Origin of the sequence: Streptomyces sp. NPDC058470 (genome assembly GCF_042721055.1) — a bacterium.
GTDB lineage: Bacteria > Actinomycetota > Actinomycetes > Streptomycetales > Streptomycetaceae > Streptomyces.
Map to the genome: position 1 here is coordinate 75,761 of NZ_JBHXMF010000030.1, position 25,853 is coordinate 101,613.

The window sequence follows — 25,853 nt, forward strand, 5'->3', positions numbered from 1 at the left end:
GTCGGCGCCATTGTGGACGCCGCCGCGGCCCGCCGCGCCGACGCGGAGGTAGGCCCGCAGGCGGCCGGCCGGGTCGGCGGCGCCGCCCGCCCCGGGGCCATCTCGGCATGCCCGCATCCCCCCGCGCCGCCCGTACGGAGCCCCCTGTGACGCACGAGAAAGACCCTCACACCTCCGAGTCCCCCTCCGCCTCTCCCGGCCGCACGTCCGGGCGGGCGCCGGTGCCGCAGACCCCCGCCGAATGGCGCGAGCTGCTGCGCAGGGAAGAACTCCCGCCCGAGATCACCGAGTTGCGCGGCCGTAAGCGCCGCAAGGCCAAGCGGCGCTGGCACTCGGCCCGCCGCGACGAGCGCACCGAGTGGATACGCGAGGAGCGCAAGAAGACCCCAACCCCCGCCGTCGTCCCGGTCATCGCCCTGCTGGTGGCCGCGGCCGTGGCCGGCGCCGCCTGGCTGTGGCCCCACGACGGCGGGGATGGCGCCAAGCCGAAGGCGAGCCCGAGCGTGGTGGCCCCCGAGGAGCCGGCCAGCACCTCGCCCACGCCGGCCGCCAGCGCGCCCGCCGTGGCCGACAAGCCCGAGGCCGTCGCCAAGGCGTTCGTCACCGCCTACACCGCTCGCCGCCCGGTCCAGGACGGCAGCCACAAGGCGGCCGTCGAACGGGCAGCGCCGTACGCCTCCGCCCCGCTGGTGCAGAACCTCAAAGCACACGACGACCGCGACTTCAACGAGCTGGTCGCCGCGCAGGCCACCGAGGCCAAGCCCACCAAGGTCGACATCGGGCAGCCCAGCGCGAAGGACCGGCCCGCCCCGGACACCTCGGTCCGCGTCTACCTGCAGGCCGACGTCGAGCTCACGGTCACGGCGACCGAGCCCTACAGCTACACCCGCCACCTGACCATCGAGGTCGCGCGCGCCGACGCCGCCTCGCACTGGATGGTCACCCGCGTCCTCGGGCTGAAGGAGTAGCCGTGGACCAGCGGGATGTGATGCGCGGCGCGCTGAAAGCCTCCGGCGTCGTCAAGAAGGGCGCGCAGCTCAAGTTCGGGGCCATCGCCCTCGTCGTCTTCTTCATCGGGCTGATCTTGCTCGGCATGTTCTTCCCCGCCGGGCAGGCGACTGCCTCTGACTGCGAGGACACCGGCCCCGGCACCGCGGACGCCTCCGCCTCCTCCGACGCGGGCGGCTCCGGCACGGCCTCCGGCACGCTCCACGAGCAGCAGGTCTCCTACGCCAAGACCATCGACAAGGAGGCCCAGAAGGCCAAGCTCCCCGGCCGCGCCACCCTCATCGCGCTCATGACCGCGATGCAGGAGAGCACGATGCAGAACCTTGATCACGGGGACCGCGACTCGGTGGGGCTGTTCCAGCAGCGGCCCTCCATGAACTGGGGCACCAAGCAGCAGATCATGACGCCGAGCTTCGCGGCCGACAGCTTTCTGCTCGGCCGCGGCGGCAACGAAGGACTCGTCGACATCAAGGGCTGGGACAAGCTGCCGCTCGGCACGGCCGCGCAGAAGGTCCAGAAGTCCGCCCACCCCGAGCTGTATGCCGGACACGAGACGGCGATGCGCAAGCTCGCCAAGGACGCCGGCATCGACCTCGAGCGCGGCGGCTCCAGCACCGGATCCGGCTCCTCGAACGCAGAGGACGACGGCAAGCCCGTCACCAGCGAGAACAACGGCTGCGGCGTGGCGAAGCCGGGCGCCGGTGGGGCCGGCGGCAGCGCGGGCGGCAAGTTCACCGACGGCAAGCAGACCTGGGACCTGAAGAACCCGCGCTCGGTGGACGAGGCGATCGCCTGGGCCAAGAAGCACTCCGGTTCGGGCTCCTCCGCCGACTGGTATCAGCGCTGCCTGGCCTTCACCGCGATCGTCTACGGCTGGAACGTCAGCGGCGTCAACTACGCCATCGACCACTACAGCGTCGTGCCGAAGTCCATGCAGCACGATGGCGACCGGCATCCCCCCGCGGGCGCCCTCATGTACTGGGACACCGGCCACAGGGCGGGGCACATCGCCGTCTATCTGGGCAACGGCAAGGTCGCGAGCAACGACATCCTCCGGCCGGGCTACATCGACGTCGTCGACGCCGAGCTCTTCGAAACCAAGTGGGGCGCCAAGTACATCGGTTGGACCCCGCCCGTCTTCCCCCGGGCCGGATAGGCGCCTCCTGCGATCACCGAGCGCCGGCCGCCCGTGAGCAGTCCTCCAGCGGCGGGGGGGCGCCCCCCCCCCCCGGGGGCCCGCCCACCACGGTGAGGCCCTGCGGGACTGCGGACGGGGCATCCCTGAGGCGGCGGACGAGGTCAGGTGTCATGGCGGGCGAGCCACCTGAGGCGGGCGGCGGAGGTCACGCGGGATGCCGCAGGTCCTCCTCCACCACTCCGACGTGCTCGAACAGCTCGGCCCCCTCGCGGTCGGTCAGCAGATACGCCTGCGCCTCGCCCACGTGGAAGTACATCCCGTGCAGTTCGAGCGCGCCCTCCCGCAGGGCCTGCGCCACGGACTCGTACGTCCGCAGATGCTCCAACTGCTGCACCACGTTGGTCAGACAGAGCTGCTCCACCGCGTCGGCGGGTGCCCGCCCGGCCAGTCGTGCCCACGGCCGGTCCTTGGCGGCCATCCGCTCCAGGCTCGGCAGTCCGTGCCGCAACCACCGCTTGAGCGGCGTCACCGCCCCTCCCGGCTCGGCGTTCATCAGGGCCTGCATCGCACCGCACCCGGAGTGCCCGCACACCGTGATGGACCGCACCTTCAGCACGTCCACCGCGTACTCGATCGCCGCGGCCACCGAGTCGTCTCCGCTCTCCTCCCCGGGCAAGGGCACGAGATTGCCCACGTTCCGTACGACGAAGAGGTCGCCCGGGCCACTGGAGGTGATCATCGACGTGACGAGCCGCGAGTCGGCGCAGGTCAGGAACAGCTGCGCCGGCCGCTGCCCTTCCCTGGCCAGCCGCGCCAGCTCACCCCGCACCAGGGGCGCGGTGTTGCGCTGGAACGCGCTGATCCCGCGCGCCAGTTGGTGTCCGCTCCGACCGCTCGCCCCGGAGGGCCCGGAGGGTCCAAAGGGTCCGGTGGAGTCCTCCGGCCCCGCTGGTGCACCCGGAGGCGCGGACTGCGGGCTCGCGGAGGTCTCGCAGTGGTGGTTGCGCCAGGGCGTCCAGGGCCGGCAGCGGCAGTGGGCGGAGCCCGTGGGCTCGGTGATCCGGCTGCCGGTCCGTCCGGTCAGCTCGACCGTGCCGCCCTGTGCGCAGTGCGAGTTCTGCCAGTCCTGCAACGCCTCGTACGCCGCGTGGTCCATGAAGGAGCTGTCCAACTCCACGAACGCGTCGGCTCCGTGAGGCACCTGGTGCAGGGCACGGCTGAGCCGTGGCACCGCGAGAAACGTCAACTGCCCTCGTACGTGTACGTAATGGGTTCCCTCCCTCTCTTCATACGTGATGCGGGTGCGGGCGAGGCGGTGCATGGCGACCACGATTCCCACCGCGACCCCGATGACGACGCCTTCCAGGACGCCGAGGAGGACGACGCCGGCGGTGGTGACCGCGTACACCAGCACCTCACGGTGGCGGGTGACCGTGCGGATGTGGTGCAGGGACACCATCTGGATGCCGACGGCCATCACCAGGGCGGCGAGCGATGCGAGGGGGATCAGCTCCAGGATCGGGACCATCAGCAGCGCGGCAATTACTACGAAAACGCCGTGCAGCATCGTGGAGTTCCGGCTCACGGCGCCGGCTTGGACATTCGCGGAACTTCGTACGGCGACCCCGGCGACCGGCAGTCCGCCGAGCGCGCCGGAGACGATGTTGGCGACGCCCTGCCCGCGCAGCTCCCGGTCGAGGTCGGAGCGGCCCACCCGCGGCCGCACCTCGGGCTGCCTCGCCACCAGCTTGTCCACGGCCACGGCGCCGAGCAGCGACTGCACACTGCACACGAGCGTGACGGTGAGGACGGAGGCCGCGATCCCGAGCACCGGTCCCTCGGGCAGCCCGGCCAGCGCGTGGCTGCTCCAGGACGGCAGGTCGACCTTGGGCAGGGTCAGCCCGGCGAGCGAGGCGGTCGCGGTGGCCCCGGCGACGGCGACGAGCGCCGCCGGGATCCTGCGCAGCAGCCGTCCCACCCGCCCGGGAATCCGTGGCCAGGCGAGGAGGAGCGCCAGGGTCAGCGCGCTCATCGCCACCGCCGCGGGATGGACGTTCGCCAACTGGTCTGGCAGTGCGCGGACGTTGGCCAGGACGGAGCTCTGCGGGGTACCGCCCAGCACGATGTGCAGCTGGGCGACGGCGATGGTCACGCCGATGCCGGCAAGCATGCCGTGCACGATCGCGGGGCTGACGGCGAGCGCCGTACGGGCCACCCGCAGGTGGGCCAGGCCCAGTTGGGTGATGCCGGCGAGGACGGTGATGGCACAGGTCGTGCGCCATCCGTAGAGATGGATGAGCTCGGCGGTGACGACGGTGAGCCCGGCGGCGGGCCCGCTGACCTGGAGGGGTGAGCCGCCGAGACGTCCGGCGACGAGTCCGCCGACGGCGGCGGCCACCAGGCCCGACTGGAGCGGCGCGCCGGTGGCGAGGGCGATGCCGAGGGACAGGGGCAGGGCGATCAGGAAGACCGCGATCGAGGCCGACAGATCGGCGCCCGCGATACGGAATCGGCGGGGCGGCGTCGGCGGGGGGCTGTGGGGCTGGTGGATGCGCTTCGGCCGAGTCGAGTCGGCGGCGCGGGTGGGGACGCAGGCAGTCATGGTTCCCGTCTCCTCCGGGGCAGCGCGGTCGCGGAACAGGTGGTCCTCCGCCGGGGAGGCGGAGGGCGGGTCGCGGCCGTGGGTCACGGCGTGCAGCGGCGGGATTTTCAACGCTCGGTAAACGGATCGTAATGCAGAGTAAAGGCTTCGTGCGGAAAATTATGGCAAATGGGGCATTACTTCACCCCCTGGAGTGAAGCAGGCAATTGATCGGCTTGTCGTACTTATTCAATCTCGGCCTCATGCGACCTTGACGGCACTGTCGGCATATAGCCGACCAGAACCCCAGAAAACGCTCACCAGCGTTGCCGAGACTGAAGGAAGAAGGCGGGCGGAAGATGGCCGTCACCCAGAGGATCGCCGCGGGCGTAGCACTCGCCGCGGCCTGCGCCACGGCGCTCGCCGGTTGCGCGCTCGACACCACCGGTTCCAAAGCAGGCGCGCACGGCGCGAAGAAGGCGGCGGGTGCCCCGGCACCCAAGAGCGCGGTCCGCCTGATCGGCGACGGCTCCACCGCCTACACCGGCGCGCAGCCGTATCTGCCACGGCAGGAGCGGCTGAAGCCCGGGCAGAAGCCCCCGCAGTTCGTGGTCTTCTCGTGGGACGGCGCCGGCGAGGACAGCCAGAAGCTCTTCTCGCACTTCCGGAAGGTCTCCAAGGCCAACAAGGCCACGATGACGTACTTCCTGAGCGGCGTGTACATGCTGCCGGAGGACAAGCGTGACCTCTACAAGCCGCCGCAGCACTCAGCGGGCAGCTCGGAGATCGGCTTCAACGACGAAGCGGGCATCGAGGAAACCGTGAAGCAGCTGCGCGGCGCGTGGCTGGAGGGCAACGAGATCGGCACGCACTTCAACGGCCACTTCTGCGGCACCGAAGGCGGAGTCGGTGACTGGTCGGTCGCGGACTGGAAGGACGAGATCGCCCAGGCGAAGTCGTTCGTCAAGTCCTGGAAGACCAACACGGGAATGAAGAAGGCGTCCCCGCTGCCCTTCGACTACGACAAGGAACTCGTAGGCGCCCGCACGCCCTGCCTGGAAGGGCAGAAGAACTTCATGAAGGCGGCCCGCCAACTGGGCTTCCGCTACGACACCAGTGGCGTCAACGACCAGGTCTGGCCCAGGAAGAAGGAGGGCCTGTGGGACCTGTCGATGCAGCTCGTGCCCTTCCCCGGGCACTCCTACGAGCAGCTGACCATGGACTACAACTTCATGGTCAACCAGTCGGGCACCACCACCCAGGGCGACCCCGACAAGCACGAGTTCTGGGGCGACCAGATGCGTGACGGCCTCCTCAAGGGCTTCAACCGCGCCTACGACGGCAACCGCGCGCCACTGATCATCGGCAACCACTTCGAGTCCTGGAACGGCGGCACGTACATGCGCGCCATCGACGAGGTCATCGAACGCGTCTGCACCAAGTCCGACGTGCGCTGCGTCTCCTTCCGGCAGCTCGCCGACTGGCTCGACGTCCAGGACCCGGCCGCTCTGGACAAGCTCCGTGGCCTCAAGGTCGGTGAGACCCCGAAGCAGGGCTGGGCGTCCCTCCTCTCGGGCCGCCCCGCCCCGGCCCCGAAGGGCGTCCCCGGAGCGCCGGCGGTCAAGCCGTAGCGGTCCCGGTTCCCCTGCGGGCTGTTGCTCAAGCCGTAGCGGCTACCCGCGGGTCGTCGCTCAAGCCGTAGCCACCAGTCCCTCACCGAGTACGAAGCCGGGGTCGACCTGCGCCGCCAGGTCCGCCCCGGTCCTCTCGTTGCCCCAACTTCCGGCGTTCTTCAGGTGGAAGTGGACCATCTGGCGCGTGTAGCGCTCCCAGTCGCGCAGTTCGTACATGGCGTCGGCGGCGCTCTGCAGCGTGTGCAGGGAGCGGCGGTTGGCTTCCTCCAGGAGCTCGAACCGGGGTGAGCGGCCCTTCTCCATGGAGCGCACCCAGTCCGAGTGCCCGACGGTGACCAGAAGGTCGTCACCGACCTCGGCGCGGAGAAAGTCGATGTCGTCCTGGCCCTGCACCTTGTTGCCGACGACCTTCAGGGCGACGCCGAAGTCGCGGGCGTACTCCTTGTACTGGCGATAGACGGAGACTCCCTTCCGGGTCGGCTCGGCGACGAGGAACGTGAGGTCGAAGCGGGTGAACATGCCGGACGCGAAGGAGTCCGAGCCCGCCGTCATGTCGACGACGATGTACTCGCTCTGGCCGTCGACGAGATGATTCAGGCAGAGCTCCACTGCACCGGTCTTGGAGTGGTAGCAGGCCACTCCCAAATCGGCCTCGGTGAACGGGCCGGTGACCATCAAACGGATGGCGCCGCCGTCGAGTTCCACCGGCCGTGCACAGGCGTCGTACACCGGATTTTCTTCGAGCACCCGCAGCAGCCGCGACCCCTCGCCGGGCGGGGTTGTCTTGATCATCGTCTCGGCGGACGTGATGCGGGCGTTGCTGCCGCGCAGGTATTCCTTGATCAGCGGCAGCCGCTCGCCCATCGCCGGCAGCTCGGCGGCGACCGCCTCGTCGAGGCCCAGCGCTGCTCCCAGATGCTGGTTGATGTCGGCGTCCACCGCGACGACCGGCGCCCCGGAGGCGGCGAGGTGGCGGATGAAGAGCGAGGACAGCGTGGTCTTGCCGCTGCCGCCCTTCCCAACGAAAGCAATTTTCATGTTCACAAAGAATAGTGGGGTGATCGCCCCGGGCGCACTGCTTGCGTGAAGAAGACCACTCCTTCGTGGGGCGGGGTACAGGGGTGCGTAATGTCGTACTCATGAGTACGACAGACGCGACCGCCGATCCGCTCGCGGCCCTGGGCTCGCTGCCTGGGGTGACGGACTCCGTGGAGTCCGTGCGCAAGGCTGTGGACCGGGTCTACGGACACCGGATCATGCGCCGCCGCAGCAACGAGATCACCTCCGAGGCGGCGCTGCGCGGTGCACGCGGATCCGCGGCGCTGTCCGGCGCCGACTGGGGCCTCGAAGAGGTGCGCCGCCGCACCGACTTCAGCGCGGACCAGGAGGGCCGTACGGTCGGCGCGGCTCTCCGGCTGACCGCCGAAGCGGGCCAACTCCTGTCCATCTGGCGGCAGTCGCCCCTTCGCGTACTGGCCCGGCTGCATCTGGTGGCGGCCGCGGACAAGGGCGACGAGGTCGGCCGTCCGCGCCGGGACGGTGAACCGGTGGACGAGCCGCTCATCGAGCTCCCGCTGCCGGACGCCGACGAGGTCGCCGGCCGTCTCGAAGGCCTCTCCCGGCTGATCATCGCGGGCAGCTCGGCCCCCGCCCTGGTGACGGCGGCCGTGGTCCACGGCGAACTCCTCGCCCTGCGCCCCTTCGGCTCCCACAACGGCCTGGTCGCGCGCGCCGCCGAGCGCGTCGTCCTGATCGGCAGCGGCCTCGACCCGAAGTCCGTCTGCCCGGCCGAGGTCGGCCACGGCGAACTGGGCCGCGCGGTCTACGCGGCGGCATTGGACGGTTATGCCTCGGGTACCCCGGCGGGGATGGCGGCATGGATCGCCCACTGCGGCAGGGCGGTTGAGCTGGGAGCCAGGGAGTCGACGGCCGTCTGCGAGGCGCTTCAGCGCGGGGCGGCGTAAGACTCGTAAGGTCGCGGGGTCGTAAGGTCGCGGGGCCTGAAAAACGCCCTCTCCTAAGAGGGCGGAAAACTCCCTGAACAGGGTTGCGGCGGTACGAGAATTAGTACCGCCGCCGACATGTTCACCTGGTTACCAAGCGTCCTCGAATGTTGCCCATCAGGCCGGGAACTGTGGCCCGTTTCCTGGTGCGGCTGGCCCGTAATCGACGGGTCGACGTCGCGTGGGTACCTGGTGTTCATGCTCGGTCCGTGGGGCCTTGGTTGCGTTTGAAGGTGATCCTCTCGGATGTCCTTGGTCTCGCGGGCCGTTAACCCCTTTGTACTCCGGGTCCTGAGGAAGCGGAACCCCTGGATGCACTTCTTTACTTTTAGGTTCAAACAGGATGGAAACGGGCGGGAGGGTGCTGCCCTCACATGTGTGACGTCAGTCGTGGCCCGATCACGCCACCGTCGCACGCCGTCGGTTCGCGTACCAGACGAGCCCCGCCGTGGCTGCCGCCGCTCCTATCGCGGCCGCCATCACGAGCGCCGGACGGGGCGGTACGGACAGTGTGGGCAGTCGCTGCTTCAGTCGGACCGGACGGTTGAAGTCCAGAATCGGCCAGGAGCGTGCGAGGGCCTCGCGGCGCAGCGCGCGGTCCGGATTCACCGCGTGCGGATGGCCGACGGACTCCAGCATCGGCAGGTCGGTCGCCGAGTCGCTGTAGGCGTAGCACTGGGAGAGGTCGTATCCCTCGGACTCGGCCAGTTCCCTGACCGCCTCGGCCTTCGTGGGCCCGTAGGCGTAGTACTCCACCTCTCCGGTGAAGCAGCCGTCCTCGCCCACGACCATGCGGGTCGCCACCACGCGGTCCGCGCCGAGCAGTTCACCGATCGGCTCGACCACCTCCGCACCGGACGTGGACACGATCACGACGTCGCGTCCGGCCGTGTGGTGCTCCTCGATGAGGGACGCGGCCTCGTCGTAGATGATCGGATCGATCAGGTCGTGCAGGGTCTCGGCGACGATCTCCTTGACCTGCTGGACGTTCCAGCCGCGGCACATCGCGGAGAGGTACTTGCGCATCCGCTCCATCTGGTCGTGGTCGGCGCCGCCGGCCAGGAAAACGAACTGGGCATATGCGGTACGCAAGGCGGCCCTGCGGTTGATCAGGCCGCCTTGGTAGAACGACTTGCTGAACGTGAGCGTGCTCGACTTCGCAATGACCGTCTTGTCCAGATCAAAGAAGGCTGCTGTGCGAGGCAAGGAGTGGTTTTCCACGAGCATGAGCATAGGCGCCCACCATTCGGCGTAAGGTGAGGCGCGTGGGTTTGCCTGAGAGGTCTCTCGGGTACACCATGGAAGTCACGGATCGTTCGCGACCGTGCTAACCCGGTCTGGCTCCTCCCCCCCCCGAGTCGGACCGTGGGGACGACCCCCGCTCTCCCCCCCCGGCGGGGGTCGTCGCATGTCCGGATGTGTTTTCTCCCCCCATGCGGGGCCCTTGAACCCTGTGCCCGCGGCTGAGGCCGCGGGCTTTCGCATGCCCGTGGTTCGTCACCGTGCGTAGCTGTGGGACTGCTCTGTGGAAGTCGTACAGGCGTCACCGGTAAGGGTGAAGGCGATATTCACAGCCCCTGAGTTGTCCACAGAAATCGACCAAGATCCACACGATTTCCAGGATCGCTGCACCGTGATTCCAACGCGCTCCGCTCGCGGCAAGTTCATGGCCGGTTCGGTTTGTTGAGCGCGTTTGGCCGGTTCGTATCGGCCGTTCATATGGAGGCCGGCTGCCGGTTCTCCATACGAGCGGGAATCAGCGGGGCCGAAGAGGGCCCCGCGAAGGAAGCAGCGAAGGGGGCTGGAGATCGTGGCGGGAGCCATCACAGACAACCGGCCGCCCGCCGCCGAGGGGCGGCAGGGCGGACCGTTGATCGTCACGGAGGACGCCGTACTACTGGACGACCTGCTGCGCCTGTGCGCGGCGGCGGGTGCCAGGCCGGAGGTCCATCACGGGGTGCCGGAGCGCAGAGGCAGCTGGGAGGCCGCGCCGCTCGTGCTGGTCGGCGACGACGCGGCGCGGCGGGTGCGCGGCGCCGCGCGCAGACGCGGAGTGGTGCTGGTGGGTCGGGATCAGGACGATTCCGGTGTCTGGCGGCGGGCGGTCGAGATCGGCGCCGATCATGTCCTGATGCTGCCCGACGGCGAGCAATGGCTGGTCGACCGCATCGCCGACGTGGCCGAAGGAGTTGGCAGACCCGCGCTCACCGTCGGCGTCCTCGGCGGGCGTGGCGGGGCCGGAGCGTCCACGCTGGCCTGCGCGCTCGCCGTCACCTCGGCGCGCGAGGGGCGCCGCACCCTGCTCGTGGACGCGGATCCGCTCGGTGGCGGACTCGATGTACTCCTGGGCGGCGAGGCCGCCGAAGGCCTGCGCTGGCCGGCGTTCGCCGCCTCGCGCGGCCGGGTCGGCGGCGGCGCCCTGGAGGAGTCCCTGCCCGAACTGCACGCGCTGCGGGTGCTGAGCTGGGATCGCGGCGACTCCGTCGCCATTCCGCCACAGGCTGTACGGGCAGTCCTGGCCGCCGCCAGACGGCGCGGCGGCGCGGTGGTGGTCGACCTGCCACGCCGCATCGACGAAGGCGTCGCCGAGGCCCTCGCCCAACTCGACCTCGGGCTGCTGGTGGTCCCCGCCGACCTGCGCGCCATCGCGGCGGCCAAACGCGTCGCGTCCTCGGTCGGCATGGTCCTGCGCGATCTACGGGTCGCGGTACGCGGGCCGTACGCCCCTGGCCTCGACGACCGCCAGGTGGCACGGCTGCTCGGGCTGCCCCTGGCGGGTGAAGTGCCCGCCGAACCACCGCTGTTGGACGGCGGTGTGCCTCCTGGTGGATCGGCGCGAGGGCCACTCGCCCGGTTCTGCACCGCCTTCTGGCAGCGGGTTCCGGTGGAAGGCGGGGGCGTATGACCTGGGACGCCGGTACGGGGATGGACTGCGGCGCCGGTCTCGGCGGGAGCACGGGCCTGCTGGACGGCGTACGGCAGTGGCTCGCGGAGAGCGGCTCCGAAGCCACCCCCGCGCGCGTGGCACAGGCGCTGCGTGAGCAGGGGCGGGTGCTCGGGGACGCCGAAGTCCTCGGTGCCGCCGAGCAACTGCGCTCCGAACTGGTCGGCAGCGGCCCGCTGGAACCACTGCTCGCCGACCCGTCCGTCACCGACGTACTCGTGTCGGCGCCGGACCGGGTGTGGGTGGACCGGGGCGGCGGCCTGGAGCTGACGGCCGTCTCCTTCGCGGACGCGGCGGCGGTACGACGGCTCGCTCAGCGCCTCGCGGCCGTGGCCGGGCGACGGCTGGACGACGCACGGCCGTGGGTCGACGCCCGGCTTCCTGACGGCACACGCCTGCATGCGGTACTGCCGCCGGTCGCCGTCGGTTCGACCTGTCTGTCTCTGCGGGTCGTACGGCCGCGCGCCTTCACGCTCGACGAGTTGGTGGCGGCCGGGACGGTACCGCCCGGCGGGGACAGGGTCTTGAGAGCACTGCTGGACGCCCGGTTGTCGTTCCTGGTCAGTGGCGGAACCGGGAGCGGAAAGACGTCACTCCTGAGTGCCCTGCTGGGGCTGGTCGGCCCGGGGGAGCGGATCGTTCTCGCCGAGGACTCGGCGGAGCTGCGGCCCGACCATCCACATGTGGTGCGCCTGGAGGGGCGACCGGCAAACCAGGAGGGTGTCGGGCTCGTCGCACTCCAGGACCTGGTCCGCCAGGCCTTGCGGATGAGACCGGACCGGCTGGTCGTCGGCGAGGTGCGCGGGCCGGAGGTCGTGTCCCTGCTGGCCGCGCTGAACACCGGCCACGAGGGCGGCTGCGGGACGGTGCATGCGAACGCGGCGGCGCAGGTGCCGGCCCGCCTGGAGGCGCTGGGCACGGCCGCCGGGCTCGACCGGGCCGCGCTGCACAGCCAGTTGGCGGCGGCGTTGTCGGTGGTCCTGCATCTCGTACGCGACCGGGCCGGGCGGCGGCGGATCGCCGAGGTGCATGTGCTGGAGCGGGATCCGTCGGGGCTGGTGGTGACGGTGCCCGCGCTGCGATGGGGCGCGGAGGCCTTCGTGTACGAGCGGGGGTGGGAGCGGCTGCAGGGGCTGCTTCGGGACGGGACGGAGGGGCGGCAGTGAGGACTCGCAGTCGGGGTGGGAGCAGTAGGGATGGGATCGGGGTGTGGCATGGCGGTCGGTGAGATGTCCGGGATGTCGTTCGGGGTGGCCATGGTGTGTGTCGGGGCGGCGGCCTGGTTGACGGGCGGGTGGGAATCGGGGGCGCGCAGGACGCGGCTGCTGATGGCGGGTGGCGAAGTGATGGGGGCAGGTCCGCCGCCTTGGGAGAAGGCGCTCGTCGGATGGCGACGGCTGCGTGGGCGGTTGCGGGTCGAGGGGTGGTCGCTGGTCGCCGGTCTGGTGATCTCGGTGGTTGGCGCGTCTGTGGTGCCGCTTCTCCTCGGGCTGGCAGGAGTGCCGCTGCTCGGGAGGGTGCGGCGGGCGGCGGAGGCTCGGCGGGAGCTGGAGCGGCGGGGGGATGCGGTGATCGGGCTGTGCGGGGCGCTCGCCGGGGAGGTGCGGGCCGGGAGACAGCCGGGTGAGGCTTTGCTCCGGGCGGCGCGGGAATCGCCGGGGCTAGGTGAGGCGCAGGCGGTGGTGCTGGCGGCGGCGCGGTTCGGCGGGGATGTGCCCGGCGCGCTCACCGACGCCGCACGGCAGCCGGGGGCCGACGGGCTGGTGGGGCTCGCCGCGTGCTGGCGAGTGGCCGTGGACCGGGGCGCGGGGCTTGCCGCGGGGCTCGACCGGCTGGAGGGGGCGTTGCGAGCCGAGAGAGACCAAAGGGCTGATCTGCGGGCTCAGTTGGCCGGATCGCGGTCCACGGCGGTGATGCTCGCGGGGCTGCCGGTCCTGGGGCTCCTGCTCGGTACCGCCTTGGGCGCCGATCCGTTGCACGTGTTGCTGCATACCGGCCCCGGTTTGGCCTGTCTGCTGATCGGCGGGGTGTTGGAGGGCGTGGGGCTGTGGTGGGCACTGCGGATCGTACGAGGAGCGGAGGCCGCATGAGCACGGAAGTTGTCCACAGGTTGGGGGTGGCCGTGTGTGGAGTGCTGGCCTTCGGCTGGCTGGCGCGGTCGCTCTGGGCGGCGCGTCGCGAACGGCGGGTGCGTCGGAGGGTGGCCGTGTTGCTGGCCCTGGAGGCTGCGTCCACCGCGCGGCGCTTCGAGTTGGGGGGTGTGGGGCGGCAGTGGCTGCCCGTCGTGGGGGCCGTGTGTGCCGGCTGGGTGCTGGTCGGGGGCTTCGTCGGGAGCCTGGTGGGTCTGGCGGCCGGTTTCGGGGTCTGGTGGTGGCGGCAGCGGCGGGGGCCTGGCCCTGCGGAGGAGTACGACGAGGCGCAGGCGGCGCGACAACTCCCGCTTGCCGCTGATCTGTTGGCGGCGTGCATCGCGGCAGGCGCAGGCCCCGTGGTGGCTGCCCAGGCCGTGGGCGAGGCGCTGGGGGGACCGGTGGGGGAGCGGCTCGCACGGGGTGCGGCAGAGGTGCGCCTCGGGGGTGAACCGGTCGCGGCGTGGCGGAGGTTGGCGTCGATACCGGGTGCCGGGCCGCTGGCGCGGCTCCTGGAGCGCGCGGGTGAGTCGGGCGTACCGGCGGCCGTGCCAGTCGGTCGCCTTGCTGCCGAGGCCCGCGCGGAGTGGGGGCGCACCGCCACGGCACGGGCACGCCGGGCGGCCGTCATGGTCACCGCGCCGGTCGGGTTGTGCTTTCTGCCCGCGTTCCTCGCCATCGGCGTGCTGCCTGTGGTGATCGGGCTGGCGGACGGGCTGTTGGGAGGTGGCGGTGGGTGACGGGTGACGGGTGACCGGCCACCGGCCACGGTGTTCGGTGAACGGCAAGTGAGCAACGGCAAGTGAGCAACGGCAAGTGATCAATGGGCATGGACCTTACGGGGGTTGAGATGGGCAAGGCAGTGCGAGTACAGGTGCGGATGCGGGCAGGGCTCCTTGGGCTGGTGCGGAGGGACGCGGGAATGGTCACCTCCGAGTACGCGGTGGGGATCATCGCGGCGGTCGCCTTCGCGGCCGCGCTCTACAAGGTGCTGACGAGTGGCCAGGTCAGCGCGGAGCTGCAGGGGATCGTGGAACGGGCGCTCAATGTCCAGATGTGAACGGCGGGCGGAGGCGGAGCGGATTGCGTCGGTGGTGAGGGGGCCGGCTCCGGCCGGAAGGGTAGTCCGCGGGCCGCTCCGCTGCCGGGACCGGGGATTCGTGACCGCCGAGGCCGCCGTGGTGCTGCCCGCGTTGGTGCTCGTCGCGATGTCGCTGGTGTGGGCCCTGCTGGCCGCCTCCGCGCAGATCCAGTGTCAGGACGCGGCGAGGGCGGGCGCCCGCGCGGCGGCCCGCCAGGACTCGCCCGACGCGGTCCTGACGACGACGCGCCGCGCGGCACCGCGGGGCGCGCGGGTCGAGATGAGCCGGGAGGGGGACCTGGTCCGGGTGACGGTCACGGCGAGCGCCCCTGGTCCCGACGGGCTGACTCTGGAGCTGAGCGACGAGGCGGTGGCTCTGGCGGAGGAGACGGTGGGGGTGAGCGGAGGATGACGGGAGATGGCCTGCCCGCGGCGCTGGGGCGGCCCCAGGAGAGTTGGCGGGGCGGGCGCGTCAGGTGGTTCCACCCGTCGGGCACGGCAGGCAGGTTGGCCGCATCGCACAGGTCCGGCATACCGGCTGGGTCGGACAGAGGGTCGGCGACCGTCTGGTCGGTCGGGGTGATCGCCGTGCTGTGCGTGGTGTTCGGGGTGGTGCTGGCCATGGGGCAGGTCGTCCTCGTCCGTCACCGGGCGGCGGGAGCGGCCGACTTGGCTGCGCTCGCGGCGGCGGACCACTGGATGGACGGCGCAACGGCCGCCTGCGGCGAGGCGGACCGAGTGGCACGGGCCCAGCACGCACGCCTCGTCCGGTGCACGCTCGGCGGCGAGATTTCGGACGTCACGGCGGCGTCGGGGCGGGGGCCGTTCGCGGCGGAGGTCAGGTCGAGGGCGGGGCCTGCGGGGCCGGTCGGATCTACAGGGCAGATGGGATCAGCGGGACCCATGCCGGCTGCGGGGTCTGCGGGATGGGTCACGCCGTGATCGCGGTGGTGGCGGACCGCGTCGGGCGGCAGTGAACGCCGGGCGACGCCGTGCCGTCCGTCGCAGCCGGCCACGAACCGCGCCCGCCACCGGTCCGGCCGCCCGTCGGTGTCGCGCACGGTCACCTCGGGCCGCCCGCTGTCGGCGTCGCGCACGGTCACGGCCTCGATGCCGAAACGAATCTGCCCGCCACGTTCCAGGAACCGCGTCAACAGGTCGGTCACCAGATCCTGTTGGGGATAGACGGTGTGCCGCTTCCCCTGCCCGAGCCCGCTGTAGGCCAGCCGGAACCGGCCGTCCTCGGTACGGAACTCGCAGGTGCTGTGGAGCTGCCCGTGCCGGCGCAGCCCCTCGGCGAGACCGTGCCGTTCCAGGATCCGTACGGTGTTTGGCCGCCAGGAACCCGGCACGTGCCCGCGTCTGCACATGCGTGCGCTCGGCCCGTTCCAGGACGATGCAGTCGATCCCCCGGTCCACCAGAATGTTGCCGAGCACGAGCACGAGCACGAGCACGAGCCCGGCCGACCCGGACCCGAGGACGACCACATCGGTCACGTGGTCGACCGGTCGCCGCCGACTCTTCCCGTCTGTCACGGAACCAGATACTAAGTAGCTCAAAATCGGTGATCGTACCGGAATCACCTGAATGCCCGGCCGGAACGGCAAAGAGATCGCCAGGCCGGACAGGCCCCGGGCGCTGTCGCCGTCCACAACCTCCCCGGACGGAAGACTTAGGCCTCCGGTGCCTCCCGCAGTAGTTCCGTGAGCAGTCGCACGGCGCCCCGTTTGTGCAGGGGGTCGTTGCCGTTGCCGCACTTGGGGGACTGGATGCAGGACGGGCAGCCGGCGTCGCATTCGCAGGAGGCGATGGCCTCGCGGGTGGCCGTGAGCCAGGCGCGGGCGGTGTGGAAGGCACGCTCCGCGAAGCCCGCGCCGCCCGGGTGGCCGTCGTACACGAAGACCGTGGGCAGCAGGGTGTCCGGGTGCAGCGGGACGGAGACGCCGCCGATGTCCCAGCGGTCGCAGGTGGCGAAGAGCGGCAGCATGCCGATGGAGGCGTGTTCGGCCGCGTGCAGGGCGCCGCCGAGGATCTCCGGGTTGATCCGGGCCGCGTCCAGCTGGTCCTCGGTGACCGTCCACCACACGGCTCGGGTACGGAGCGTACGAGGGGGGAGGTCGAGCTTCGTCTCGCCCAGGACCTCGCCGGTGATGACACGTCGACGCAGGAAGGAGACGACCTGGTTGGTGACTTCGACGGAGCCGAAGCACAACCGGCCCTGGCCCCAGGGGACTTCGACGTCTGTCTCCAGGACGGAGATGGCGGTGGTGTCCCGGGCGACCGTCGAATACGGCGGGTTGGCCTCCTCGACCAGCGCGACGGAGTCCTCCAGGTCCAGCTTGCGCACCAGGTAGGTGCGGCCCTGGTGCAGGTGGACCGCGCCCTCGTGGACCGTCGTGTGCGAGGCGCCGGCGTCGACCGTGCCGAGCAGCCGGCCCGTTCCGGCCTCGACGATCTGTATGGGCGTGCCGCCCTCTCCCCGGATGTCGGTCAGGTCGGCGGCCCGCTCCCGGCGCGTCCAGTGCCAGGCCTTGGTCCGGCGGCGCAGCAGCTTGGCGGCCTCCAGTTGGGGGAGCAGTCCGGGCGCCGCAGGGCCGAAGAGCTTCAGGTCGTCGTCCGTGAGCGGGATTTCGGCGGCGGCCGCGCACAGGTGCGGGGCGAGGACGTACGGGTTGTCGGGGTCGAGGACGGTGGATTCCACCGGTTGGTCGAAGAGTGCCTCGGGATGGTGGACCAGGAAGGTGTCGAGCGGGTCGTCGCGGGCGACGAGGATCGCCAGCGCACCCTGCCCGGAGCGCCCGGCGCGGCCCGCCTGCTGCCACAGGGAGGCCCGGGTGCCCGGGTAGCCCGCGATGACGACTGCGTCGAGGCCGGAGATGTCGATGCCGAGTTCAAGGGCGGTGGTGGCGGCGAGGCCGAGGAGTTCGCCGGAGTGGAGGGCGCGTTCGAGGGCGCGGCGTTCCTCCGGGAGGTAGCCGCCGCGGTAGGCGGCCACACGCCGGGCCAGTGAGCGGTCGATCTCGGCGAGGCGTTCCTGGGCGATCACCGCGATCAGCTCGGCGCCGCGGCGGGAACGTACGAAAGCGATCGAGCGCATGCCCTGGAGGGTGAGATCGGTGAGGAGGTCGGCGGTCTCGGCGGTGGCACTACGGCGGACGGGGGCGCCCTTCTCGCCGTGCAGCTCGGTGAGAGGGGGTTCCCAGAGGGCGAAGACCAGCTCGCCGCGTGGGGAGGCGTCGTCGGCGACCTCGACCACCGGGAGGCCGGTCAGGCGGCGTGCGGCGACCGAGGGCTCGGCGGCGGTCGCGGAGGCCAGCAGGAAGACGGGAGAGGCGCCGTAGTGGGCGCACAGACGGCGTAGGCGGCGCAGGACCTGGGCGACATGGGAGCCGAAGACACCGCGGTAGGTGTGGCACTCGTCGATGACGACATAGCGCAGGGCGCGGAGGAAGGAGGACCAGCGGGGGTGGGAGGGCAATATGCCGCGGTGCAGCATGTCGGGGTTGGTCAGGACGTAGTTGGCGTACTGGCGCACCCACTCGCGTTCCTCGAAGGGCGTGTCCCCGTCGTAGGCGGCCGGGCGTACGGCATTCCCCAGCGGTTGTGAAAGTTCCTTCACAGATCGGCGCTGATCTGCGGCGAGGGCCTTGGTCGGGGCGAGGTAGAGGGCGGTCGCGCCGCGGCCGTTCGGGGCCTCGGAGCCGTCCAGGAGGGCGGATAGGACCGGTACGAGATACGCCAGGGACTTGCCGGAGGCCGTGCCCGTGGCGACGACCACCGACTCGCCGTCCAAGGCATGTTCGGCGGCCAGTGCCTGGTGGGACCAGGGGTGTTCGATACCCGCGGCCTGCACCGCGGCGATGACCTCCGAGCGGATCCGGTCGGGCCAGACGGCATGGCGGCCCGCACGAGGGGGCAAGTGCTCCGTATGAGTGATGCGCGAAGCCCGGCTCGGCCCCGAGGCGAGACGGTCCAGGACCGTGCTCGGCGAGGGGCGGGAAGCGGTGTCCGTCGAGGGTCGATCGGATCGGTGATTCTTGGCCATCGGCATCGAGTGTGTCACCGGCATGACGGACAATGGAGCCAAGGCGTCGTGCACGCCTGCCGGTAAGTGATTGAATGCCATCGCGGCTGGCGAACCGTCCCGGGGGCTCCGCCGAGGTGTCCCGTGGGGCGACCGCTCGATAGCAAGGTGCTGGAGGATTCGTGGACCTGTCTCTGTCGACTCGCAGTGTGTCCGGCCCTAACGGCGACCGTACGGTCGTCGAGGTCGGTGGCGAAATCGATGTATATACCGCGCCCAAGCTGCGCGAGCAGCTGGTCGAGCTGGTGAACGACGGCAGTTTCCACCTCGTCGTCGACATGGAGGGCGTGGACTTCCTCGACTCCACCGGGCTCGGCGTCCTGGTGGGCGGCCTGAAGCGGGTGCGTGCCCACGAGGGCTCGCTGCGTCTGGTCTGCAACCAGGAGCGCATTCTGAAGATCTTCCGCATCACCGGCCTCACCAAGGTGTTCCCGATCCACACCTCGGTGGAGGAAGCGGTGAACGCCACCGACTGACCCGTCCACGGGCCGCGAGCCGGAGGACGGCAGAAGTCGCGCGCCCATGACTGCAGAAGCAACAGAGGGGGGACCGGGCCTCGGTGGCCCGCCCCTCCGACAGCACGCCCGTAGCTGAGGGGGATGCATGGCCACCGTTGAGCTCCGCTTCAGCGCGCTGCCCGAGCACGTCAGGACCGCCCGACTGGTGGCGGCAGCGGTGGCGCGCAGGGCCGGAGTGGACGAGGCCGTACTCGACGAGGTCAGACTCGCCGTCGGTGAAGCCTGCACCCGTGCCGTCGGGCTGCACCAGAGCAGCGGCATCTCGGCGCCGGTGCGGGTGTTGCTGATCGAGGAGGAGAAGCAGTTCTCCATCGAGGTCGGCGACGAAGCGCCGCGTACGGCTCCCGGTGAGTCGGTGCCCGGCGCATCCCACGGCGACTCCGACGCGGAGACCGAGGAGGACGAGATGGGGCTCGCTGTCATCAGCGGCCTCGTCGACGACGTCGAGGTCACCGCCGGGGAGAACGGCGGACTGATCAGGATGAGCTGGCCGACCACGCCGCCGGCCACGCTCGCTCCCTGAGCACCTCCCCGTAGCCCCTCGTACGTGCTCAAGTAAGCAAAAGGGCCCTGCTGAGCAGGGCCCTTTCGCATGCCCGGTACTCCTGTCGTCCCCTCACGCGCCTTTCGTGAATTGATTCACGATCAATCGCGCGATTATTTGATCAAGCGTCAACGGTTTTGGGGCATTAGCTCATTTGGGGCCCGTGGACACCGGGCGATCATTTGCTGAAGAGCATGTGCAGACTAATTCCGTTTACCGCCCACTGTTTTGATCAGGTTCCGGTACCTACAATCCGTCCACATCTTGAGCTCGGTCCAAGCGTCAAGGAGGACGAATGGCGGGGCTTTCTACCCCTCAGAAGTTTGACCAGTCCACAACCTTCGCAGCCGCAGTACTGACCGACGACAACCGTCTCATCGTGATGGTCATCGGGGTCGTCGCGCTCGCGGCGCTCGTGGTCGCCGGGGTCCTGGTACGCCAGGTGCTCGCGGCGGGCGAGGGCACCGACAGCATGAAGGAGATCGCAAAGGCGATCCAGGAGGGCGCGAATGCCTACCTGGGACGGCAGATGCGCACCCTCGCGGTATTCGCCGCCGTGGTGTTCTTCCTGCTCATGCTGCTTCCTGCGGACGACTGGAATCAGCGTGCCGGACGGTCGATCTTCTTCTTGATCGGCGCGGCGTTCTCGGCGACCACCGGTTATATCGGTATGTGGCTCGCCGTACGGAGCAATGTCCGCGTGGCCGCCGCGGCAAGGGAAGCGACTCCGGCGGAGGGTGAGCCCGAAAAGGATCTCACCGCCGTCTCGCACAAAGCCATGAAGATCGCTTTCCGCACGGGCGGCGTCGTCGGCATGTTCACGGTGGGGCTCGGCCTGCTGGGCGCCTCCTGTGTGGTGCTGGTGTACGCGGCCGACGCGCCGAAGGTCCTGGAGGGCTTCGGCCTCGGTGCCGCGCTGATCGCGATGTTCATGCGCGTCGGCGGCGGCATCTTCACCAAGGCCGCCGACGTCGGCGCCGACCTGGTGGGCAAGGTCGAGAAGGGCATTCCGGAGGACGATCCGCGCAATGCCGCGACCATCGCCGACAATGTGGGCGACAACGTCGGCGACTGTGCCGGTATGGCCGCGGACCTCTTCGAGTCGTACGCCGTGACGCTGGTCGCCGCGCTGATCCTCGGCAAGGCGGCGTTCGGCGACGCCGGGCTCGCGTTCCCGCTGATCGTGCCCGCGATCGGCGTACTCACCGCGATGGTCGGCATCTTCGCGGTGGCGCCCCGGCGCTCCGACCGCAGCGGCATGTCCGCGATCAACCGCGGGTTCTTCATCTCCGCGGTGATCTCGCTCGTGCTGGTGGCCGTGGCCGTGTACGTCTACCTCCCGGGGAAGTACGCCGACCTCGACGGCGTCACGGACGTCGCGATCTCGGGCAAGGACGGCGACCCGCGGATCCTCGCGGTCATCGCCGTCGCGATCGGCATCGTCATGGCCGCGCTGATCCAGCAGCTCACCGGCTACTTCACCGAGACAACCCGCCGTCCCGTGCGGGACATCGGCAAGAGCTCGCTCACCGGTGCGGCCACCGTCGTCCTCGCCGGTATCTCCATCGGCCTCGAGTCGGCCGTCTACACCGCCCTGCTGATCGGCCTCGGCGTGTACGGGGCCTTCCTGCTCGGCGGTACGTCGATCATGCTGGCGCTCTTCGCCGTGGCGCTGGCCGGCACCGGTCTGCTCACCACGGTCGGCGTGATCGTGGCGATGGACACCTTCGGGCCCGTCTCCGACAACGCGCAGGGCATCGCCGAGATGTCCGGTGACGTCGAGGGCGCGGGCGCCCAGGTGCTCACCGACCTGGACGCCGTGGGCAACACCACCAAGGCCATCACCAAGGGCATCGCCATCGCCACCGCCGTACTCGCGGCCTCGGCGCTCTTCGGCTCCTACCGCGACGCGATCCTCACGGCCGCGAACGAAGTGGGCGAGAAGGTCTCGGGACCGGGCGCGCCGATGAACCTGATGATGGACATCTCCCAGCCCAACAACCTGGTGGGTCTCATCGCGGGCGCCGCGGTCGTCTTCCTCTTTTCGGGGCTGGCGATCAACGCGGTCTCGCGGTCCGCAGGGGCCGTGGTCTACGAGGTGCGGCGGCAGTTCCGCGAGCACCCCGGGATCATGGACTACACCGAGAAACCCGAGTACGGGCGCGTCGTCGACATCTGCACCAAGGACGCGCTGCGCGAACTGGCCACGCCCGGTCTGCTCGCCGTACTCACGCCGATCGCGATCGGGTTCACGCTCGGCGTCGGCGCGCTCGGCTCGTTCCTGGCGGGAGCGATCGGCACCGGCACGCTGATGGCGGTCTTCCTCGCGAACTCGGGCGGTGCCTGGGACAACGCGAAGAAGCTCGTCGAGGACGGTCACCACGGCGGCAAGGGCAGCGAGGCCCATGCCGCGACGGTGATCGGCGACACGGTCGGCGACCCGTTCAAGGACACCGCGGGACCCGCGATCAACCCGCTGCTGAAGGTGATGAACCTGGTGGCGCTGCTCATCGCGCCCGCGGTCGTCAAGTTCTCGTACGGCGACGACAAGAGCGTGGGTGTGCGGGTGCTGATCGCGGTGCTCTCTTTCCTTGTCATCATCGGCGCGGTGTACATCTCCAAGCGGCGCGGGATCGCCGTTGGTGACGAAGGCGACGCGGAAAGGGTGACCAAGCCGGCTGACCCCGCAGTGGTGTCGTAGTGGTGTCGTAGTGGTTTCTGGGGAGTCCGGTGGCGCCTGGCCTCACACCTGGTCAGGGTTCCAAAGGGTTCCCATGGGTTCCGCACAAGGGGCGGGCGGATGGCGCGTACACACGTGCCGTCCGTCCGCCTTGGGTGTGTTCACACCTTCTCCGTGAGCCTTCTCTCGCTTGGTGCAAATGGCTTCAAAAGGTATTCAAGCCGACATTCGACGTGCGAATGTCGCGCGCATGCCGTGTATGTTCCGGGGCCGAGAGCCATGGAAGGGACCAATCCGGTGAACAAGAAGCTCGCGGCCGCACTGTCCGGCGGTGCGGTACTCGTACTGGCGCTGTCGGGATGCAGCAGCGACGACGGCAACGACAAGCTGAACTCCTGGGCCAAGCAGGTCTGTGACGCGGTGCAGCCGCAGATCCAGAAGATCGCGGCGGCCAACGCCCAGATCCAGCAGGAGACCTCGGACGACAGCACGCCGGAAGAGGTGCAGAAGGCCGACTCCACGGGCTTCCAGGACATCTCCGACGCCTACAAGACGATGGCGACCGACATCGAGAACGTCGGGCCCCCGGACGTCGACGACGGCACGAAGAAGCAGGAGGACGCGGTCACGGAGCTCAACGGCCTCTCCACGTCCTACGCCGACCTGGTGAAGCAGTCGGACGCCCTCGACACCAAGGACCAGGCGAAGTTCGCGGACGGACTCAGCGGGGTCGCCGAGCAGTTGGGCGAGCTGAGCAAGAGCGGGAACGACGCCCTGAAGAAGCTCGAAGAGGGAGACGTCGGCAAGGCGATGGCCACGCAGGAGAGCTGCAAGTCCGCCCCTGCCTCCGCGTCCGCCTCGCCTTCTTCGACCCAGGGGTGATGCGGACGACGCCGGTTCTCCCGGGGTGATCCCAGGAGGGTGATCGTTCGTCAACCGAAAGATGGCCCGGTACGCGCGCGTGCCGGGCCATCGGCGTGCCCTGTGGGGCGCCGGGGGCGTGGGCTGTGTGCTGTGCGTGGCGCCGAGGGTGTGGGCCTGTGCGGCGCCGGCTGTGTGCTTTGTGTGGCGCCGGCTGTGTGGCTTGCGGGGGCGCCGACTGTCCACAGGCCTACGGCGGGGTCGGTACAGACTTGTCCACAGGTGTGCATGGCGGTCGGCAAGGCTGTCCACAGCCGCACGCGCCCGTCGGCGCGAGCGGCCACAATGGGGGACGTGAGCCACACCAGCCAGTCACCCTTGCCCTCGTCCGACCGCACCGACGTCGCAGCCCGGTTGCGTGACGCCCTGCTCGGGGCGGCCTTCACCGCCGATGGCCTGCTCGATCTGCTCGGCGCTCCCGCGTACGCGGCGCTGGCGCGCAGCGAGACCGTGCCCGCGCTCCGGGCCACCCGGGGGGACACGCCTCTGGAGACGCTCGTACGGCTCTTCCTGCTGCAGCAGCCCGTGCCGCACGCACGCGTGGCGGACGTTCTGCCGGTCGGGGACTGTGTGGAGAGCGGCTGGCTGGCACGGGTGGGCGGGGACGAGGTCGCCGCGACCGTGGACATCCGGCCCTACGGCGGCTCCGACGGGCAGGACTGGTTCATCGTGTCCGACCTGGGGTGTGCCGTCGGCGGCGCGGGTGGCATCGGCAGCCGGGACGAAGGCGTCGTGCTCGGCGTGGGCGGCGCCTCCACGACCCTCGCGGGCATCACTGTCCGTACGCCGGTGGAGTCGGCCCTCGACCTCGGCACCGGCTCCGGGATCCAGGCCCTGCACGCCGCTCAGCACGCGACCCGCGTGACCGCGACCGACGTCAACCCGCGCGCGCTGCACATCACCGCGCTCACCCTCGCCCTCTCCGGCGCCCCTGCCGCGGACCTGCGGGAGGGTTCCCTCTTCGAACCGGTCGCCGACAAGACGTACGACCTGATCGTCTCGAACCCGCCCTTCGTGATCTCGCCGGGTGCCCGGCTCACCTACCGCGACGGCGGCATGGGCGGGGACGATCTGTGCCGGACGCTCGTTCAGGAGGCGGGGGAGCGTCTCAGGGACGGGGGATACGCGCAGTTTCTGGCCAACTGGCAGCACGTGGAGGGCGAGGAGTGGCAGGACCGGCTCCGGTCGTGGGTGCCGCGCGGCTGTGACGCGTGGATCGTGCAGCGTGAGGTCCAGGACGTCACGCAGTACGCCGAGTTGTGGCTGCGCGACGCGGGCGACCACCGGGTGGATCCCGCCGAGTACCAGGCGCGGTACGACGCCTGGCTGGACGAGTTCGAGGCGCGCAAGGTGAAGGCGGTCGGCTTCGGGTGGATCACGCTGCGCAGGGCCGTGGCCGCCCAGCCCTCGATCACGGTCGAGGAGTGGCCGCACCCCGTCGAACAGCCCCTCGGCGAGGCCGTCCGCGCGCACTTCGACCGCGTGGACTATCTGCGGGCGCACGACGACGCAGCCCTGCTCGCCGAGCACTTCAGGCTCGCGGTCGAGGTCGTCCAGGAGCAGGTCGGGCTGCCCGGCGCCGAGGACCCGGAGCACGTGGTGCTGCGTCAGAACCGCGGGATGCGCCGGGCCACGAAGGTCGACACGGTCGGCGCGGGTTTCGCCGGTGTATGCGACGGCACACTGAGCGCCGGCCGGATTCTGGACGCCATCGCCCAACTGGTCGGCGAGGATCCGGTGTTGCTGCGGGACCGGACGCCCGCGCAGATCCGGCTGCTGGTGGAGCAGGGGTTCCTTGAGCCCGCGGGGTGATGAGGGATCAGGGCTGAGGGCTGAGGGTGAGCCTGCGGCATCGCGCCCGAGGGCGTCTCCGTACCGCTGAGTGCGTACGACTCCTGATCGTTGGGTACGTACGACCCCCGATCGCCGAGTGCGTACGACTCCCGATCGCCGAGTGCGTACGACTCCCGGGATTCCGAAGTCCGGAAGCAACAAGTTCGAGACGAGTTGGTGCGGCGGGCCCGTGTCGCACCGTGTCGCACCTGTGGCCCGGTCGGAGGGACTCATGGGGTGTCGGCCGCCCGGTGTTCACCGGGGGTTCGTGTGTCCGCTGCCGGGGCCTGTCAGCGTCCCGACCCTGAAGACTCGGGCGGAAGGACAGAACCGTGGAAAGCGGACCGGCGATCTTCGCGGGGGCGGTGTTCGCGCTGTTCGGAGGCGGACTGCTGGCCTGGACCGCGACCAGGCTGCGTCGCGGCGAGCCCGTCGCCGTCGGTGTGAACCACGTCGCATCGGCGACGCTCGCGAGCGTCGCCGCAGTGGGGGCATTGGTGCTCGCGATCTGGTGCATCACGCGCGCGTGAAGGCGACGACTTCGGTAACTGGGAGGTCACACTCCGGATAGAGCCGAAACGGCTGGTCGGCACTCCGGGCGGCAGGAATGGCGGTAGTCGGGTTACCGTTCGAGTGGCCGTTGCGGGCTTTTCCCGTTTGACACGGGGGCGGGATGTACCGTCACACTCCGCAGCGTCAGCACCATCCGACCCCCGGGAGCAAGGCCTGGGGAGATCCCCCGCGTCGACCGGAG

Annotated in this window: 21 protein-coding genes and 1 pseudogene; 17 read left to right on the top strand and 5 right to left on the bottom strand. The window is 70.3% G+C overall.

The genetic code is table 11. The features are described from left to right. The first annotated feature begins 146 nt into the window (after positions 1-146). Positions 147-968, top strand: a complete 822-nt coding sequence (locus ACFWP7_RS22570; RefSeq protein ID WP_384383625.1) for a hypothetical protein — start codon at positions 147-149, stop codon at positions 966-968. Between the two features lie 2 nt (positions 969-970). Then, positions 971-2,164 carry a peptidase M23 gene (locus ACFWP7_RS22575; protein WP_384383628.1) on the top strand — a complete coding sequence of 398 codons (1,194 nt, stop codon included), beginning with the start codon at positions 971-973 and terminating at the stop codon, positions 2,162-2,164. A gap of 187 nt (positions 2,165-2,351) precedes the next feature. Here ACFWP7_RS22575 and ACFWP7_RS22580 read toward each other — a convergent pair whose 3' ends face one another. Continuing rightward, on the bottom strand, positions 2,352-4,748 hold the full coding sequence (locus tag ACFWP7_RS22580) for a bifunctional SulP family inorganic anion transporter/carbonic anhydrase (RefSeq protein ID WP_384383631.1): 2,397 nt from the start codon (positions 4,746-4,748) through the stop codon (positions 2,352-2,354). A gap of 338 nt (positions 4,749-5,086) precedes the next feature. On the opposite strand from ACFWP7_RS22580, the gene ACFWP7_RS22585 reads away from it, so the two are divergent. Beyond that, complete coding sequence (locus tag ACFWP7_RS22585) at positions 5,087-6,358, top strand: hypothetical protein (RefSeq protein WP_384383634.1); 1,272 nt, start codon at positions 5,087-5,089, stop codon at positions 6,356-6,358. A gap of 60 nt (positions 6,359-6,418) precedes the next feature. Here ACFWP7_RS22585 and ACFWP7_RS22590 read toward each other — a convergent pair whose 3' ends face one another. Continuing rightward, entirely contained in the window at positions 6,419-7,399 is a 981-nt protein-coding gene (locus ACFWP7_RS22590) for an ATP-binding protein (protein ID WP_384383637.1), read from the bottom strand. Between the two features lie 101 nt (positions 7,400-7,500). On the opposite strand from ACFWP7_RS22590, the gene ACFWP7_RS22595 reads away from it, so the two are divergent. After that, positions 7,501-8,325, top strand: a complete 825-nt coding sequence (locus ACFWP7_RS22595; RefSeq protein WP_384383640.1) for an oxidoreductase — start codon at positions 7,501-7,503, stop codon at positions 8,323-8,325. A 438-nt stretch (positions 8,326-8,763) separates the two neighbouring features. On the opposite strand, the gene ACFWP7_RS22600 is transcribed toward ACFWP7_RS22595, so the two are convergent. Then, positions 8,764-9,597, bottom strand: coding sequence for an HAD family hydrolase (locus tag ACFWP7_RS22600; protein ID WP_384383643.1), 834 nt, complete (start codon positions 9,595-9,597; stop codon positions 8,764-8,766). Between the two features lie 577 nt (positions 9,598-10,174). On the opposite strand from ACFWP7_RS22600, the gene ssd reads away from it, so the two are divergent. The 7 genes from ssd (at position 10,175) to ACFWP7_RS22635 (ending at position 15,460) form a co-directional block, all read left to right on the top strand. Further along, a complete protein-coding gene (gene ssd / locus ACFWP7_RS22605; RefSeq protein WP_384383646.1) occupies positions 10,175-11,269 on the top strand; it encodes a septum site-determining protein Ssd in 1,095 nt (364 codons plus the stop codon). After that, positions 11,266-12,474, top strand: a complete 1,209-nt coding sequence (locus ACFWP7_RS22610; RefSeq protein WP_384383649.1) for a TadA family conjugal transfer-associated ATPase — start codon at positions 11,266-11,268, stop codon at positions 12,472-12,474. The genes ssd and ACFWP7_RS22610 overlap by 4 nt, the downstream gene beginning before the upstream one ends. A 48-nt stretch (positions 12,475-12,522) precedes the next feature. Continuing rightward, positions 12,523-13,398 (top strand): type II secretion system F family protein, encoded by an 876-nt coding sequence (locus tag ACFWP7_RS22615; protein WP_384383652.1) that lies wholly within the window; start codon positions 12,523-12,525, stop codon positions 13,396-13,398. Continuing rightward, on the top strand, positions 13,395-14,177 hold the full coding sequence (locus ACFWP7_RS22620) for a type II secretion system F family protein (protein ID WP_384383655.1): 783 nt from the start codon (positions 13,395-13,397) through the stop codon (positions 14,175-14,177). The genes ACFWP7_RS22615 and ACFWP7_RS22620 overlap by 4 nt, the downstream gene beginning before the upstream one ends. 110 nt (positions 14,178-14,287) lie before the next feature. After that, positions 14,288-14,497 (top strand): DUF4244 domain-containing protein, encoded by a 210-nt coding sequence (locus ACFWP7_RS22625; RefSeq protein ID WP_384383658.1) that lies wholly within the window; start codon positions 14,288-14,290, stop codon positions 14,495-14,497. Next, complete coding sequence (locus ACFWP7_RS22630) at positions 14,484-14,930, top strand: TadE family type IV pilus minor pilin (protein WP_384383661.1); 447 nt, start codon at positions 14,484-14,486, stop codon at positions 14,928-14,930. Before ACFWP7_RS22625 ends, ACFWP7_RS22630 begins: the two co-directional genes overlap by 14 nt. A 95-nt stretch (positions 14,931-15,025) precedes the next feature. Next, positions 15,026-15,460: an Rv3654c family TadE-like protein gene (locus tag ACFWP7_RS22635; protein WP_384383705.1), complete on the top strand. Its 435-nt coding sequence runs from the start codon at positions 15,026-15,028 to the stop codon at positions 15,458-15,460. Positions 15,461-15,534: 74 nt separating this feature from the next. On the opposite strand, the pseudogene ACFWP7_RS22640 reads toward ACFWP7_RS22635, so the two are convergent. Next, positions 15,535-16,008 (bottom strand): annotated as a pseudogene (locus ACFWP7_RS22640) (FAD-dependent monooxygenase); the annotation flags it as partial. Between the two features lie 183 nt (positions 16,009-16,191). Beyond that, on the bottom strand, positions 16,192-18,645 hold the full coding sequence (locus tag ACFWP7_RS22645; RefSeq protein ID WP_384383664.1) for a DEAD/DEAH box helicase: 2,454 nt from the start codon (positions 18,643-18,645) through the stop codon (positions 16,192-16,194). Between the two features lie 80 nt (positions 18,646-18,725). On the opposite strand from ACFWP7_RS22645, the gene bldG reads away from it, so the two are divergent. The 6 genes from bldG to ACFWP7_RS22675 all read left to right on the top strand — a co-directional run bounded on the left by bldG (position 18,726) and on the right by ACFWP7_RS22675 (position 25,629). Continuing rightward, a complete protein-coding gene (gene bldG, locus ACFWP7_RS22650; protein ID WP_266457251.1) occupies positions 18,726-19,079 on the top strand; it encodes an anti-sigma factor antagonist BldG in 354 nt (117 codons plus the stop codon). Positions 19,080-19,206: 127 nt separating this feature from the next. Next, a complete protein-coding gene (locus ACFWP7_RS22655; protein WP_365429731.1) occupies positions 19,207-19,644 on the top strand; it encodes an ATP-binding protein in 438 nt (145 codons plus the stop codon). 316 nt (positions 19,645-19,960) lie between these two features. Then, positions 19,961-22,366 carry a sodium-translocating pyrophosphatase gene (locus tag ACFWP7_RS22660; RefSeq protein ID WP_384383669.1) on the top strand — a complete coding sequence of 802 codons (2,406 nt, stop codon included), beginning with the start codon at positions 19,961-19,963 and terminating at the stop codon, positions 22,364-22,366. A gap of 258 nt (positions 22,367-22,624) precedes the next feature. Beyond that, positions 22,625-23,227 (top strand): small secreted protein, encoded by a 603-nt coding sequence (locus tag ACFWP7_RS22665; protein WP_384383671.1) that lies wholly within the window; start codon positions 22,625-22,627, stop codon positions 23,225-23,227. A gap of 324 nt (positions 23,228-23,551) precedes the next feature. Continuing rightward, on the top strand, positions 23,552-25,078 hold the full coding sequence (locus ACFWP7_RS22670; RefSeq protein WP_384383674.1) for a methyltransferase: 1,527 nt from the start codon (positions 23,552-23,554) through the stop codon (positions 25,076-25,078). Positions 25,079-25,431: 353 nt separating this feature from the next. Next, the gene (locus ACFWP7_RS22675; protein ID WP_384383679.1) at positions 25,432-25,629 is read left to right on the top strand and encodes a hypothetical protein; all 198 of its coding nucleotides are present in this window, start codon (positions 25,432-25,434) and stop codon (positions 25,627-25,629) included. Positions 25,630-25,853: the final 224 nt, after the last annotated feature.